9 protein-coding genes are annotated in these 15,184 nt (G+C 47.0%); 5 read left to right on the top strand and 4 right to left on the bottom strand.

Annotation, left to right across the window (positions count from 1 at the left end; genetic code table 11):
• Positions 1 to 75: 75 nt before the first annotated feature.
• The 4 genes from GXP22_05090 to GXP22_05075 form a co-directional block, all read right to left on the bottom strand.
• A complete protein-coding gene (locus GXP22_05090) occupies positions 76 to 2,682 on the bottom strand; it encodes a response regulator (protein ID NOX08855.1) in 2,607 nt (868 codons plus the stop codon).
• A 111-nt stretch (positions 2,683 to 2,793) separates the two neighbouring features.
• A complete protein-coding gene (locus GXP22_05085) occupies positions 2,794 to 3,774 on the bottom strand; it encodes a dimethyl sulfoxide reductase anchor subunit (GenBank protein ID NOX08854.1) in 981 nt (326 codons plus the stop codon).
• 14 nt (positions 3,775 to 3,788) lie between these two features.
• Positions 3,789 to 4,520, bottom strand: a complete 732-nt coding sequence (locus GXP22_05080) for a 4Fe-4S dicluster domain-containing protein (protein ID NOX08853.1) — start codon at positions 4,518 to 4,520, stop codon at positions 3,789 to 3,791.
• A 6-nt stretch (positions 4,521 to 4,526) separates the two neighbouring features.
• Complete coding sequence (locus tag GXP22_05075) at positions 4,527 to 7,421, bottom strand: molybdopterin-dependent oxidoreductase (protein ID NOX08852.1); 2,895 nt, start codon at positions 7,419 to 7,421, stop codon at positions 4,527 to 4,529.
• A 515-nt stretch (positions 7,422 to 7,936) separates the two neighbouring features.
• Between GXP22_05075 and aprB the strand changes: the two genes are divergently transcribed.
• The 5 genes from aprB (at position 7,937) to GXP22_05050 (ending at position 15,124) form a co-directional block, all read left to right on the top strand.
• Complete coding sequence (gene aprB / locus GXP22_05070; GenBank protein NOX08851.1) at positions 7,937 to 8,410, top strand: adenylyl-sulfate reductase subunit beta; 474 nt, start codon at positions 7,937 to 7,939, stop codon at positions 8,408 to 8,410.
• Between the two features lie 34 nt (positions 8,411 to 8,444).
• Entirely contained in the window at positions 8,445 to 10,427 is a 1,983-nt protein-coding gene (locus tag GXP22_05065; GenBank protein NOX08850.1) for an adenylyl-sulfate reductase subunit alpha, read from the top strand.
• 208 nt (positions 10,428 to 10,635) lie between these two features.
• Positions 10,636 to 11,499 (top strand): YkgJ family cysteine cluster protein, encoded by an 864-nt coding sequence (locus tag GXP22_05060; GenBank protein ID NOX08849.1) that lies wholly within the window; start codon positions 10,636 to 10,638, stop codon positions 11,497 to 11,499.
• A 481-nt stretch (positions 11,500 to 11,980) separates the two neighbouring features.
• Positions 11,981 to 14,266 (top strand): MMPL family transporter, encoded by a 2,286-nt coding sequence (locus tag GXP22_05055; GenBank protein ID NOX08848.1) that lies wholly within the window; start codon positions 11,981 to 11,983, stop codon positions 14,264 to 14,266.
• Between the two features lie 66 nt (positions 14,267 to 14,332).
• The gene (locus GXP22_05050) at positions 14,333 to 15,124 is read left to right on the top strand and encodes an outer membrane lipoprotein-sorting protein (GenBank protein ID NOX08847.1); all 792 of its coding nucleotides are present in this window, start codon (positions 14,333 to 14,335) and stop codon (positions 15,122 to 15,124) included.
• Positions 15,125 to 15,184: the final 60 nt, after the last annotated feature.

Genomic DNA, 15,184 nt, shown 5'->3' with positions numbered 1-15,184 from the left:
AACGTCCATTCATAACGCGGTTATAATATAAATTCGGCTTGCACTGTGTCGAGGTAATTTATTAACAGGTTGAGACTATGAAAGCTTTTTGCCATCAAGCGTCTGCCGAATACGCTTAGCCAAATCTATCTTGCGGTAGGGTTTGTCTAGCAGCCGCATGGAAAATTGCTGTTGTCCAGTCTGGAAAATTGTTTTTGAGGTAAAACCAGAGGTCAGCAATACTTTTAGATCCATCTTCTGCTCCGTCGCTTGTTGTGCCAGTTCATAACCATTCATGGACCCAGGCATCACCACATCGCTAAACAGTAAATCAATGCCCTTTTCTTTAGCCAGTATCGCCAGTGCCTGACTGGCATTTTCTGCCAGATAAGTGCGATACCCTAGGTCTGTTAAATATTGATCCGCCAGATGCAATAAATCAACTTCATCATCAACTATCAATATAGTTTCACTTCCTAACGGTGGTTCTTCCTCCGTTATATGTTTTTTAACAACATCGTCTTCAGTTGCAACAGCATGAGGAAAATACAGTCGCAGCGTAGTGCCAACATTTTTTTCTGAATAAACATTGATGAATCCACTAGAGCGTTTCACAAAACCGTAGACCATCGACATTCCCAGCCCGGTTCCTTTGCCCTTCGGTTTAGTGGTATAAAAAGGCTCAAAAATATGTTCCTGTATGGCCTTATCCATGCCGACCCCGGTGTCGCTCAACATTAATTGCACGAAGTCACCGGGCCGAACATCTGGATTAAGCGCAGTAGCATTTGCATCCAGCATTTTATTTGTAGTTTCAATAAGCAGCTTACCGCCATCTGGCATTGCATCACGAGCATTGATAACCAGATTCAAAATAACATCCTGAAAATCACCGGGATCTATTTCAGTTAGCCATAAGGTGTCAGATAAACGATACTCTATCTCAATTGCTGGAGTGATTGATCGTGCAATCATGGTTTCCAGTTCCTTGAAAATGGTATTGAGATTCACCCGCTTTTTTTCCTTGCTGTGATTGCGGGTAAAAGCCAACAATTGCCGAGTTAAGTCTATACACCGCATTGTGGCCCGGCGAGCAGTTTCTACCCACTCGTGCAACTTTTTATCATTGGCTGTAGATTCGTGCAAAAAGTCCAGGTAACCGATGATGACTGCAAGCTGATTATTGAAATCATGGGCGATGCCACCGGAAATTTGACCGATGGCATCCATCTTCTGTGAGCGGCGTAAAGCTTCTTCGGTCTTGTATTGTTCAGTCATGTCGCGAAACACAATGATAACACCCAAAAGATCCCCCGTTTCATTTCTTATTGGTGCACAGCTATCAGCAACCCGGTATTTAACTCCCCCCTTGTTAATTAGAACTGCATCATCATCCAGTTCGATAGTCTTTTCTGAAGCAACAACTTTGTAAACAAGATTGTCACATGGATCATCAGTTTTCCCATTAACAATATTGAATACTTTATCTAATGGCTGACCAATCGCCTGCTGCTTACTCCAGCCCGTTAAATGCTCGGCGACCTTATTAATTAGTACAATACGAGCGTCAAGATCAGTAGCAATAACACCATCTCCAATCGAACTTAATGTGACACTTAATTGTTCTTTTTCATCCTGTAGATTTTTTTCTGCCAGTTCCAGTTTCCGTGTGGCATTTTCTTTAGCGCTTATTTCTCGCTGCAAGGTCTCAACATGAATCAGTATTCGATCGGAAAGGGGACGGAGTAGAAGAACAAGTCCGATTAAGAACAGAGGGATAACCAGTAAAATAATAATTAGAACATTAGTTAATACTTTCCGGGTAACGGTTGCGAAAAGTTCCTCTTTCGTCATTCTAACAATGATGATCCAGTCAACGCTTTTAATAAAGCCATAAGCTGCTAACTCATCTGTATTATTGAGTAACTCTACAGTGCGTTTTTCAGCAAACTCACTAATATTATTTCTAGCCTGCTGCGCAACGGCTAAATTTTGAAGCTGAAGTGATTTTATTTTTGATTGTTTTTCGAAACGCAACTTAAAAAACAATTCCGCTTTTTCATCAGGTGTATATCGTCCCAGAACAGTTTCTCCTGTGGCACCTAATCCAGTGTAATTCTGGACAATATCCCGCAATGTTGAAACGGTAAAAAGTACGACATCCGTGCCCACGTGTTTTTTATCTCTGTTTATAATTGGCGCACTCACCACAATAAACATTTCATTTCCAATCGTTATCGGGCCACTAAATGCTGGTTCAGTATCTATGGCATTAGAAATTTGTAGAAAACTTACCGGGATTGGCACACCTATCTGAAGTGCCGGTTTTCCATAGATATCTAGTCGCGTTATCCCAACAGCAAATGCAGACAAATTTATAGCATCACGTAAGATGGGCGCAGAGAATTTTTGGTAGTCTAAGAGATTAATATTGTGAGCGTTATATTTTTCCAGAGCCTCACGGGCTTTAGAACGACTGGTGATCTGTTTTGCGGTTTCTCGTGCCTTTTCCAGAAATTGCTCAATCAACATGGTTCTTGTTTTAACCGCAAAAAAAAGGCGATCATATTGTTGTGTTTTAAGTTGATTGTATAGAGGCCATATACCGATTGCTGTAACACCTAGGCATGACAGAAGTAAACCAACAGAGACCACAATGAGAATTTTCTTTTTTAGATAGGTGCTGAAATCATTGTTACTCATCCGTCCATTATAGTAAAAAAACACACTGCGACAAATTTATATCTCTATAACTCAAATGCTAGCGTATTATAATGTCAAGTTAGGCTTGGTCGTAACCCAACAAACCAAACACTACACGGTTTGGTAATACAAATTCTGTGGATGGCTGGATTGAGCAAAGAACAACCAGCGTTCGGCAATCAAGCCGAGGTATTGAATAACAAAGGCAGCGGCAAGCAGACCAACGGATGGATTACTCATACACGCTAGCAATAAAGTGACGGGGATGAGGAAGGTGAATACCATGAAGATCCATTGCATGCCCTTGATAAAACCATCACTCTTGCCGTGGGAGAACTCGCGGGTATTAAATGAACCGCCCATTGCACCCTGCGCCTTTTGCACGATATTGGGGTGACGGATACCGATGGCGGTCTGTAGTGAGGAGATGCTCTGTATGCGCTGGTTGCGGATCATGCTCGCTATCTTGGTGATAAAGCTGAGCACGCTGAATAGGATCGCCCAGCCAATATAGAACTGGGTGAATTCATTGGCACCCCAGGCGGCAAAGGCGGCCGCCAGAGTGAAACCGGAGGTGCTACCTAACAGGGTGTAATTGACCACGGTTAGCGGCGTATGCCACTCTTGCAGGAACTTCATGCAGGCATAGATCATGCTGGTGCATAGAAACAGGGCGAATCCCAATACAGCGGTAATCGCACCGGCGACCAGGCTCAGGGATATACTCACCTTGTCGCTAATGCGGAAGACCTCAACATCCATCCCCAAGTAGTGGATCAAACCATAAATGGCGACCATGCCTATGAAGGCGGGGAGTACCAGCACCTCGCGTGATAACCAGGAGGTGCGCCAGCGTGCAGCACTACGCCAGGCACGTTCGGGATGACCCAGATGGAAGAATGAGGCGGCCAGTCCGGCAACCAGCAACACCAGTGCCAGCAAGCTACCGATACCATAAAAGGTCTGCGGGTTGGATTGTGCGCTTAATACCTCGGCAACGGCGTAGACCTGGCCGGTATACAAGGCAAGAAACAGCCCCTGGCCAGCGCCAATCAGGGTGGTTAAAAAAATAACTGAGAATGCGGGATGCATGATTTACTCCGGGTTTACCAACTGGTTACATCATCGAGTGAAGGATCTTCAAGGTTCGGCATATCCTGCTGACGTTCTTTCTTGAGTGGGTTATCGACACGAACCAACTCATCCGGATGGATCTCAATCTTCGATTTACGTCGAGGTAGATAGTGATTGGATGGCCGTGTACCCCACTCAGGCATGAGGGTATAGCCAGCGTTATCACGGATGGCAACCGATACATTGGAGTCCGGGTTATGCACATCACCAAACAGACGCGCACTGGTGGGGCAGGCGAGGACACAGGCGGGTTTGCGCTCGGTCACTGGCAGGGATTCATCGTAGATACGGTCGACACAGAGCGTACACTTTTTCATTACGCGCTGTTTTTCATCCAGCTCGCGGGCACCATAAGGGCATGCCCATGAGCAGTATTTACAGCCAATACATTTATCATAATCGACCAGCACAATACCATCTTCTTCACGTTTATAACTGGCACCGGTCGGACATACCGGCACACAAGGTGGATCTTCACAATGCAGGCAACTCTTGGGGAAGTGTACCGTTTCAGTCTTGGGGAAGGTACCGATCTCAAAGGTCTGCACACGGTTAAAGAAAGTGCCAGTGGGATTCTCACCATAGGGGTTTTCATCACACATACTCCCGGCGGGGCCCGAGGTGTTCCATTCCTTGCAACTGGTGACACAGGCATGGCAGCCAACACAGACGTTCAGATCAATTACTAAAGCGAGTTGAGTCATGATGAATTATTTCCTTTTGCCAGCAAAGTAGGCGAGCCATGACTTGCGTTCACCGGTACCCGGTGCCGGGGCGACGGTATCAAATGTGGGTGAGGTGCATTTCGGTTCATCTGCCCCCGCCTTGTAGACCCTGACCTTAACGTCATACCAGCCCGCCTGACCAGTAATCGGGTCTGAATTGGACAGGTGTTCACCATCACTATTGGGCGGTAGTTCCTCACTTATTAAATGATTGAGCAGGAAACCTTGCCTGGATTCATTGGCAGCTTCATCCAGATTCCACGCGCCGGATGCCTTGCCGATGGCATTCCATGTCCACACCGTACCCGGTTCAACCGCCTCGGAGAAACGACACTGGCAACGCACCTTGCCCCATTGTGACTCGATCCATATCCAGTCGCCATCTTCAAAGTCATTCTGATGGCCGAGTAGCGGGTTCACATGCAGGAAATTATAGGCATGAATCTGACGCAACCAGGCATTCTGCGAATCCCAGGAGTGATACATCGCCATCGGACGCTGGGTGATCGCATTCAACGGATACTTGTTGTTATCCGTCGCTTGTGACTCCAGAGTCTCATGATAAAACGGTAGCGGATCAAAGTTGGTCTCGACCCGTTTGCGCAGGTGATCGGGCGGCTGTTTGCCATCACTCTTGCCCTGGGCGGCGAGACGGAACTTCTGTAACACCTCGGAATACAGGTGGATCAGGATCGGTTCGGCATAACGTGTTAGGCGATGACGCTGTGCCCACTCCAGATAGCCCTGATTCCAGTTACGCATATATTGGTAGGACTTGGGTAGCTCATAGCGGAACACGCAGTTATTCTTCTCATACATCTTCCACTGGTTGGGGTTCGGTTCACCCTTCATAAACTTTTCGCCACCCTTGCCACGCCAGCCGGCGAGGAAGCCGATGCCGGAACCGGGCTCAGTCTCATGGTTGATAATAAAGTCCGGGTAGTCACGGTATTTGCGCGCACCCTTGCTATCGACAAAGGCGGGCAGTTTTAGGCGACTACCCAGTTCGATCAGTACCTCCTGGAACGGTTTGCATTCACCCTTCGGTGGCACTACCGGGATACGCACCGAATCAACCGGGCCATCAAATTCAGAGATTGGACGATCCAGCATCGACATCACGTCATGGCGTTCCAGATAGGTGGTGTCGGGCAGTACCAGATCAGCATAGGAGACCATCTCGGACTGGAAAGCATCACAGACGGCGATAAATGGGATCTTAAATTCTCCATTTTCATCCCGGTCATTGAGCATCTTGCGTACCTCAACCGTGTTCATGGATGAGTTCCATGCCATATTCGCCATGAAGATCATCAGGGTATCGAGGTGGTAGGGATCGCCACGCCAGGCATTGGTGATGACGTTGTGCATTAGTCCGTGTACGGAGAGCGGGTATTCCCAGGAGAACGCCTTGTCGATACGCACCGGTTTACCCTGATCATCGACAAATAGATCATCGGGATCGCCCGGCCAGCCCAGTGGCATTCCAGCCAGTGGTGTATTGGGTTGTACCGCCTCAGGCCCGGTCGGAGTCTTGGCGCAGGGCGGGATCGGGCGTGGAAAGGGTGCCTTGTGCCGGAAACCACCGGGGCGGTCAATGGTGCCGAGCAAGGTCATCAGGATCGACAGTGAACGAATACTCTGAAAGCCATTCGAATGCGCTGCCAGACCTCGCATGGCGTGGAAGGCGACCGGGTTACCGGTTACTGATTCATGTTCATTGCCCCAGGTATCCGTCCACGGGATCGGCAGTTCAATTTTCTGGTCACGCGCCGTCACGCCCATTTCGTAGGCAAGACGTTTAATCGTCTCAACCGGGATGCCGGTGATCTCGGCGGCCCACTCCGGGGTGTAATCCTTGACCCGATCCACCAGTAACTGGAAGGCGGGTTTGACCGGGGTACCATCATCGAGCTTGAAGTCACCTAATAGGTAGGGATCAACACCGGCGGTGTGGGTAGAGATCGGTTTGTTAAGATCCCTGTCCCACCACAGCTTGTTCTGTGGATCAAAGCAACCCTCTTCCGGTGGCACTTCAAAACGGACGAACATGCCGTCTTCGGTGCTGTTACTGTCGGTGTTTACCAGTTGTGCCGAGTTGGTGTATTCCACCAGGAAGTCTCTGTCATACAGACCCTGCTGGATGATCTCGTGGGTCAGTGCCAGCAGCAAGGCACCATCGGTACCGGGTTTGATCGGCACCCATTCATCGGCAATAGCCGAGTAGCCAGTACGCACCGGATTAATCGAGATGAATTTACCACCCTGACGTTTGAACTGGGCCAGTGCCGCTTTCATTGGATTAGAATGATGATCTTCGGCGGTGCCGATCATAATAAAGAGTTTGGCACGCTCCAGATCAGGGCCACCGAACTCCCAGAAGGAGCCACCAATGGTGTAGATCATACCGGCCGCCATATTGACCGAACAGAAGCCACCGTGGGCAGCATAGTTAGGCGTACCATATTGACGCGCAAACAGGCCAGTCAGTGCCTGCATCTGATCGCGACCAGTAAACAGGCCGAATTTTTTCGGATCAGTTTTACGAATCTTTGCCAGTCGTTCCTCAAGGATGCTAAAGGCCTGATCCCAACTGATAGGATCGAATTCATTGTTGCCACGATCCGAACCGGGGCGACGTAACAGTGGTTGGGTCAGACGCGCCGGGGAATATTGTTTCATGATGCCGGAGGCACCCTTGGCGCAGATGATACCCTTGTTTAGCGGGTGATCAGGATTACCTTGTATATAGCGAACCTCACCATCCCGCAGTGTGACGCGGATACCGCAACGACAGGCACACATATAACAGGTGGTGTTTTTCACCTCAATGCGGCTGTCTTTATCCGCAGGGGTTGATAAGGGGTCATGTATTGGCATACGCTGGGGAACCTTTGCTTACAGAACAATGAATCGTGGGGTATTATGACCGGAATTGAGCTGTTTTGCATATCAGCAATATTGTGGGAAGTATAAAGTATAATAATATACTAATATAGTAGGATATTAATAATTGTTATTTTTCATGTAGATAGCGACACTACATTTTTTTTATTGTCCTGATAAAGTTTCTTTATGGACGCGAAAGATAAAATGACTTGGTTTTTGCCCCCGAAAACTTTATGGTATACACCCGCTTGGTATTGGGTGCTGTGCATTTATGGTTGATTTTGGTGCGCAGTGCGCACCCTACCCGGCAGGTGAATACTGGTAGGGTGCGTACCACGCACCAAAGAATTTAAATCGGGTTGTTCTCGAACAGTTTGATGAAAATGAAAGAACAAGATGTCCGGGCATAACGCCCGATAACGACTCTAGAGACCCGTTATTAGTCCATAGCATGGTGCTGATAGCGGATTGTAAAACTGCAGTAAGTAAATAACGGAGAATAAACCATGCCTACTTTTGTACGTACCGATAAGTGCGATGGCTGTAAGGGTCAAGATAAGACTGCTTGCATGTACATTTGCCCACACGATCTGATGAAGCTTGATATGGACGGTTCTGAAACCGGTCATGCAATGAAGGCTTTTAACCAGGAACCTGAACAGTGCTGGGAATGTTATTCCTGCGTGAAGATTTGTCCTCAACAGGCAATCGAATGTCGTCACTATGCTGATATCGTTCCACTAGGTGGATCTGTGCAGCCTCTGCGTGGTTCTGATTCTATTATGTGGACTATCAAGTTCCGTAATGGCGTTCTGAAACGCTTCAAGTTCCCAATCCGTACAACACCTGAGGGTTCTATTGACCCATTCGGTGGTAAGCCAGACGCTGATATGTCCAAGATCGAAGAGAATGGTTTCTTCAATCACAATGAGCAGAATGGGTACCGTGAAGGTGATCGCAGCGAGCTGATCAAACTTTAATCACAGATTTAACTTTATTTAGAGGTATAGAAAAATGGCAGGAGAATTTGGTAATCCTGAGGTAGTCGAAGAAGAAGTTGACATCCTACTCATCGGTGGTGGTATGGCCTGTTGTGGTGCTGCATATGAAATTGTGCGCTGGTCAGAAGGTACTGGACTTAAAATCAAGCTGGTTGACAAAGCTGCTATGGACCGTTCCGGTGCTGTGGCGCAGGGTCTGTCAGCAATTAACACCTACATTGGTAGCGAGCAGGATCCTGCAGACTACGCACGTATGGTTTCTAACGATCTAATGGGCATTACCCGTGATGATCTGGCATACGATTTAGGTCGTCATGTTGATGAATCTGTGCATCTGTTCGAAGAATGGGGTCTGCCTATTTGGAAGACTGACGAAAACGGCGAACGTTATGACGGTTCCAAGGGTATGGCTTCACTGAAGGACGGCGGCAAGCCTGTACGTTCCGGTAAGTGGCAGATCATGATCAATGGTGAGTCTTACAAGTGGATTGTTGCTGAAGCTGCCAAGAAGGCACTGGGCATCGACAACATCGAAGAGCGTATCTTCATTGTTCGCCTGATCAACGACAAGAATGATCCTAGCCGCATCGCGGGTGCTGTTGGTTTCTCGACTCGTTCCAATAAGGTTGTTGTTTACAAGTTCAAGGCATGTCTGCTGGCTGCTGGTGGTTGTGTAAACATCTTCCGTCCTCGCTCTGTTGGTGAGGGTTCAGGTCGTGCATGGTATCCAGTATGGAATGCCGGTTCTACCTATTCAATGGCTGCTGAGGCAGGTGCCGAGCTGACATTGATGGAAAATCGTTTTGTTCCTACTCGCTTCAAGGACGGTTATGGTCCTGTTGGCGCATGGTTCCTGTTATTCAAGTCTCAGGCAACGAATGCAACCGGCGAAGTCTACATGGTTCGTAACAAGGAGATGTTGAATGACTACCCTCCTTATGGACAGGCTGCTGTTCCTGCTTCATGTCTGCGTAATCACTTGATGCTGAAGGAAATGAAGGAAGGTCGTGGTCCTATCTGGATGGACACTGTGACGGCTCTTGCTAACCTGCGTGAGACCCTGTCTCCTCGTGAAGTTAAGCATCTGGAAGCAGAAGCATGGGAAGATTTCCTTGATATGTGTATCGGCCAGTGTGGTATCTGGGTGGGTGAGAACATTGAGCCAGAGAAGAAAAAATCTGAGTTAATGCCTACCGAACCCTACCTGTTAGGTTCACATTCCGGTTGTTGTGGTATCTGGACTTCAGGTCCTACTGATGTTGGCGCGCCAACAACAGAGACCGAAGCCGGTGTTCCTGATCATCTTCCTTCAGGCTGGAACTGGGGCTACCGTGGTATGACCACTGTTAGCGGTCTGTTTACAGCCGGTGATGGTGTGGGTGCCTCGGGTCATAAGTTCTCTTCAGGTTCACATGCGGAAGGCCGTATGGCTGCCAAGTCTATGGTTAAGTATTGTCTTGATAATGCTGACTTTAAACCTGAGCTGGACACTTCAGTTGAAGACCTGGTTGCTATGGTTTATCAGCCTGTTAAGACCTACCTTGAATTCAAGGATTACTCAACAGCGATTGATGTTAACCCTAACTACATTACACCTAAGATGCTTCAGTTCCGTTTACAGAAGATCATGGATGAGTATGTAGCCGGTGTTGCAACTTACTACCAGACCAATGCAGAGATGATGCGCATTGCTGGTGAGAAGTTAGACATGCTGAAGGAAGATGCTGAAAAGATGCGTGCTAAGGACCTTCACGAATTACTTCGTGCATGGGAAAATTATCACCGCATCCTGACTGCTGAAGCTCATCTGAAGCACATCGAGTTCCGTCAGGAATCTCGTTACCCAGGTTTCTACTATCGTACCGACAAGAACTTTGTTGACGAAGAAAACTGGCATGTGTTTGTTAACTCAATCTACAACAAAGAAACCGGCAAATGGACATGTTTCCGCCGTGCTCACGTAGATTTGGTTGATAAGTCTAAACTGTTTAAGTAAGTCTTACTTAGACAGTGGTCAATAAAAAATCCGGACTCCGCAAGGGGTTCGGATTTTTTTATGGGAGTTGTCTTTTTTCGTGCTTTAAGGGGACAGACCCAAAAACCGGGTCTGTCCCCAGCCTGAAATGTGTTAAAATGCTCCGCTGTAGGTTGGGTTAGCGATTTTATCGCGTAACCCCACAATGGTATAACTCCTGAGGTTTAGTATGAAAGAAGAAGCACATATAAAAGATTCCCCGATCCCGGCCAGTCCGGTGATGCCGATTCAGTATGATGAGGATTATACGATCAAGTTTGAGTGCAAGCCGGGGATCTCCTGCTGGAATGCCTGTTGCAAGGCGATTGATATTACCCTGACACCGTACGATATTGTGCGGCTCAAGAATCGTCTGGGTATGACCTCGGCAGAATTCCTTGCTGCCTATACCGTGCCTTATGAAATGGATGCCGATGGTCTGCCCGGGGTTAAATTTCGTACTGAGGATGAAGCACCGGTTTGTTTGTTTGTGCAGGATGAGGGCTGTAGTGTTTATGAAGATCGTCCGACCTCCTGTCGTTATTATCCTATTGGTCTGGTGTCTCAGCGCAAACAGGATGAGTATGTAGATAATGTCTCTTATGCTGTGGTCGTTGAGGATCACTGTAAGGGGCATGATGAAGATCGAGAGATTACGATTAAGGACTACCGTAAGGAGCAAGGTGTTGAGGACTATGATAAGCATGGTCGAGCCTGGCGTCAGTTGATTCTGAAGAAAAAATCATCAGGCCCCTCGATTGGTAAGCCTTCCAAGCGCAGTTTGCAGATATTTTTTATGGCCAGTTATAATATTGATACTTTCCGTGAGTTCATCAAGAGTGAAGGGTTTTCACAGGTTTACGAACTAACCGATGAGCACTTAGAGGTGATTAATGGCGATGATGACGTAGCATTCCTTGGTTTTTCCATGAAGTTTATTACCCAGTTATTGTATGGCGAGGACTTTTTGGTAATGAAGACCGATGCAGAAGATTCACGGGTCGCGCGTCGGAGAGAGATGGCGGCAGAGGAGCAGGCAGGAAAAGGCGAATAATTGTTAGGAGACACTGAGGGACAGACCTTAGGCCTGTCCCTCAGTCCCCCAATACCACAAAAAAGCCCCGCTATTTAGCGGGGCTTTTTTGTGGTATTGGTGCCTTAAATATTGGGCACCTCCGAATCCTGGCAGACTTAGACGTTGTTGTCTACTGCACTACCAATTTGATTCATCACCTGAACCGGTATGCCCGTTATGTCAGGATTCGGGGTGTTTGGTTTGTCTCCTCAATTCGTATAAATCGCTTATTCTGCTTTATAGTGTAGATCAGTTTTCGGGATTATCAATGTTTATGAGAAAAAAATCAGTATCAGGCTGCTGTCATCCCCGCGTAGGCGGGGATCTAATGCCTGTAATATAATGGATTCCCGCCTGTGTGGGAATGACAAGTTGCCATACCGGGGGCAGACTGAAGTCTGTCCCCCTTCCTGAAACATTCGGGGTATACTGTTACTCGGTAAATTCAATTGAGGTGATCATGTTAGTCAGGTATACAGAATGGATTTTGAGATGGCGTTATCTAGTGGTCATTGTCTCAATATTAGCGGTTATGCTCATTGGTAAGGGTGCCGCAGATCTTGAATTTACTAATGATTACCGCGTGTTTTTCAGTAAGGAAAACCCGCAGCTCACAGCCTTTGAAAACCTGCAGGATACCTACACCAAGAATGACAATGTGCTGTTTGTGGTGTCGCCTCAAGATGGCAAAGTCTTTACCCCGGACACCTTGCTTGCAATACAGGATATAACCGAACAGGCGTGGCAGATCCCATTTTCGATTCGCGTGGATTCAGTAACGAATTTTCAGCATACCTATGCTGAGGAGGATGATCTTATTGTGGGTGATCTGGTGGAGGAGCCGGGAAGTCTAACGCTGGAGGATCTGCAGGCGGTTAAGGTTGTTGCGCTTAATGAGCCTATGCTAATCAATAAACTGATCTCGCCAGATGCCGCACACACGGGTGTCAATGTGATTATCCAGTTACCCGGTGTGAATCAGATGTTGGAGAATCCGCAGGTGGTTGTCTTTGTGCGCCAGATGCTGTCTGATATGAAACAAAAATATCCGCAGATGGATATTCGCTTGGCAGGTATGGTGATGATGAATAATGCCTTCCCGGAGGCGAGTAAGCGGGATGGTGTAACGCTGATCCCGATGGCATTTCTGGCGATTGCTATTGTGTTGTTTATCTTGTTGCGCGGGATTAGTAGTACCTTGACAACACTTGTTCTGGTACTGTTTTCTATCATAGTGGGTATGGGTACCGCCGGTTGGCTTGGTATTAAATTGACTCCGCCGTCAGCCTCTGCACCGATTATCATCCTGACCATTGCCATCGCCGGAGCGGTGCACTTGCTGGTGACGATGTTGCAGGAGATTCATAAGGGAGCGAATAAGCATGATGCTATTGTTGAGAGTATGCGGGTTAATTTCATGCCTATCCTGCTTACTAGCCTGACGACAGCACTGGGCTTTTTAAGCTTAAATTCCAGTGATGCCCCACCCTTTGCGGATTTAGGTAATATCTCAACCTTTGGCGTTATCGGTGCCTTTTTTCTGACCGTCACCTTTCTGCCTGCCGCGATGCTTATATTACCGAACAAGGCGAAATATCGAGTAACAGGTACCCATATGATGGCTGATCTGGGCGAGTTTGTGGTTCGGCGACGCAAAGGTTTATTGTTGTCTCTGAGTTTGGCAGTGGTTATTTTGATTAGCTTTATTCCGAAGAATGAACTTAACGATATCTTCGTGAATTATTTTGATGACTCTGTTGAGTTTCGCCGTGACACGGATTTCACCACCAGCCATCTGACTGGAACTTATACCATTGCCTATTCACTCGATAGTGGTGAAGAAAATGCCGTTAGTGATCCTGGCTTTTTGCAACAAGTTGAAGCCTTTAGTCACTGGTATCGTCAACAACCAGAAGTGATTCATGTCAGCAGTATTACGGATACCTTTAAACGGCTTAACAAGAGTATGCATGGCGATGATCCGGCATGGTATCGTCTGCCTGATAGTCGCGAGTTGGCGGCGCAGTATTTATTGCTCTACGAGATGTCGCTGCCCTATGGCCTGGATCTTAATAATCAGATTGATGTGGCTAAACAGGCAACACGCATTAATGTCACATTAAAGACGATTTCATCGAATCAGATATTAGCACTGGAAGAACGGGCTGGTCAGTGGTTGATGAAAAACACACAGGGTTTACATACAGAGGGTGCAAGTCCTGCGCTTATGTTTGCGCATATTGGATTGAGAAATATAGAAAGCATGCTCATCGGAACAACGATTGCTTTGGTATTAATCTCATTAGTATTGGTGGTGGCTCTACGTTCGTTCAAGTATGGTCTGATTAGTTTGATTCCTAATCTCTTTCCTGCTGCTGCCGCCTTTGGTCTGTGGGGAATTCTAGTGGGTGAGATTGGTCTGGCATTATCGGTGGTCACCGCGATGACCCTGGGTATTGTGGTAGATGATACGGTGCATTTTATCAGTAAGTATATTCGTGCGCGTAGAGAGAATAATCTATCCAGCCATGATGCGGTGCGTTATGCCTTCAAAAATGTGGGTGTGGCATTGTGGGTAACCTCAGCGGCCTTGATTGCTGGTTTTATGATTCTTTCACAATCAGCCTTTGAGTTGAATGCAGGCATGGGCTTGATGACCAGTATTATTATTGCAATTGCCTTGATGCTGGACTTTTTTATGTTGCCGCCATTATTAATGAAGATTGATGGTGATGATAATCGGTAGGGCGCGCACCGCGCTACCAATGGTAGGGTGTGCACTGCGCACCAACATTAATAGAGAGGAATAAGCTTGAAAAAAATAATCTTTAATATCTTTTTGGCCGTTTCATTATTAGGCGGAAGCCTGAATGTGGTTGCTGAAACGGCAGAAGAAAAAGGTCTGGCGATTGCCGTTGAGATTGATAAGCGTGATACCGGTTTTAAGGATTCCACCGTTAAACTGAAGATGGTGCTTAAAAATAAACAGGGAAGAAGTAGTGTGCGGGAGTTGCGTACAAAGACACTGGAGGTGACTGGTGATGGAGACAAGAGCCTGTCGATCTTTGATAAACCAAGGGATGTGAAGGGTACGGCATTTTTAACCTATACGCATACCATAAGACCGGATGATCAATGGCTTTACCTGCCGGCTCTAAAGCGAGTTAAACGAATTAGTTCAAAGAATAAATCCGGACCGTTTATGGGCAGCGAGTTTTCCTATGAGGATATATCCTCCCAGGAGGTGGATAAATACACCTATAAATATATCAGGGATGAAGACTGTAATGGTGTTGGCTGTTTTGTTATCGAGCGTTATCCAACTTATAAAAATTCCGGTTATACGCGCCAGGTCGCGTGGATCAATAAGCAGGAATACCGTCCTGAGAAAATTGTCTTTTATGATCGTAAAAACGCCTTGTTAAAGACCCTTGAGTACAAGGATTACAAACAATATCTTAATCAATACTGGCGTGCTGATATCATGCAGATGATAAACCATCAAACAGGGAAGTCGACCGATCTTTCTTTTCAGGATTATCAATTTAACACCGGTTTGAGTGAGAAAAATTTTAGTCGCAATAGTTTAAAACGGGCGCGGTAGGGTGCGCATTGCGCACCAACTATCGAGACAGGGGTTGCTCCTCTTTTAGCAAAGACACGC

Source organism: Gammaproteobacteria bacterium (assembly GCA_013151035.1).
Classification (GTDB): Bacteria; Pseudomonadota; Gammaproteobacteria; order JAADJB01; family JAADJB01; genus JAADJB01.
This window is presented reverse-complemented; position numbering and strand designations above follow the sequence as displayed.

Bases quoted from the DNA above. Each gene is read 5' to 3' on its own strand.
- GXP22_05090 (NOX08855.1), bottom strand. From the start codon at position 2,682: ATGAGTAACAATGATTTCAGCACCTATCTAAAAAAGAAAATTCTCATT.
- GXP22_05085 (NOX08854.1), bottom strand. From the start codon at position 3,774: ATGCATCCCGCATTCTCAGTTATTTTTTTAACCACCCTGATTGGCGCT.
- GXP22_05080 (NOX08853.1), bottom strand. From the start codon at position 4,520: ATGACTCAACTCGCTTTAGTAATTGATCTGAACGTCTGTGTTGGCTGC.
- GXP22_05075 (NOX08852.1), bottom strand. From the start codon at position 7,421: ATGCCAATACATGACCCCTTATCAACCCCTGCGGATAAAGACAGCCGC.
- aprB (NOX08851.1), top strand. From the start codon at position 7,937: ATGCCTACTTTTGTACGTACCGATAAGTGCGATGGCTGTAAGGGTCAA.
- GXP22_05065 (NOX08850.1), top strand. From the start codon at position 8,445: ATGGCAGGAGAATTTGGTAATCCTGAGGTAGTCGAAGAAGAAGTTGAC.
- GXP22_05060 (NOX08849.1), top strand. From the start codon at position 10,636: ATGAAAGAAGAAGCACATATAAAAGATTCCCCGATCCCGGCCAGTCCG.
- GXP22_05055 (NOX08848.1), top strand. From the start codon at position 11,981: ATGTTAGTCAGGTATACAGAATGGATTTTGAGATGGCGTTATCTAGTG.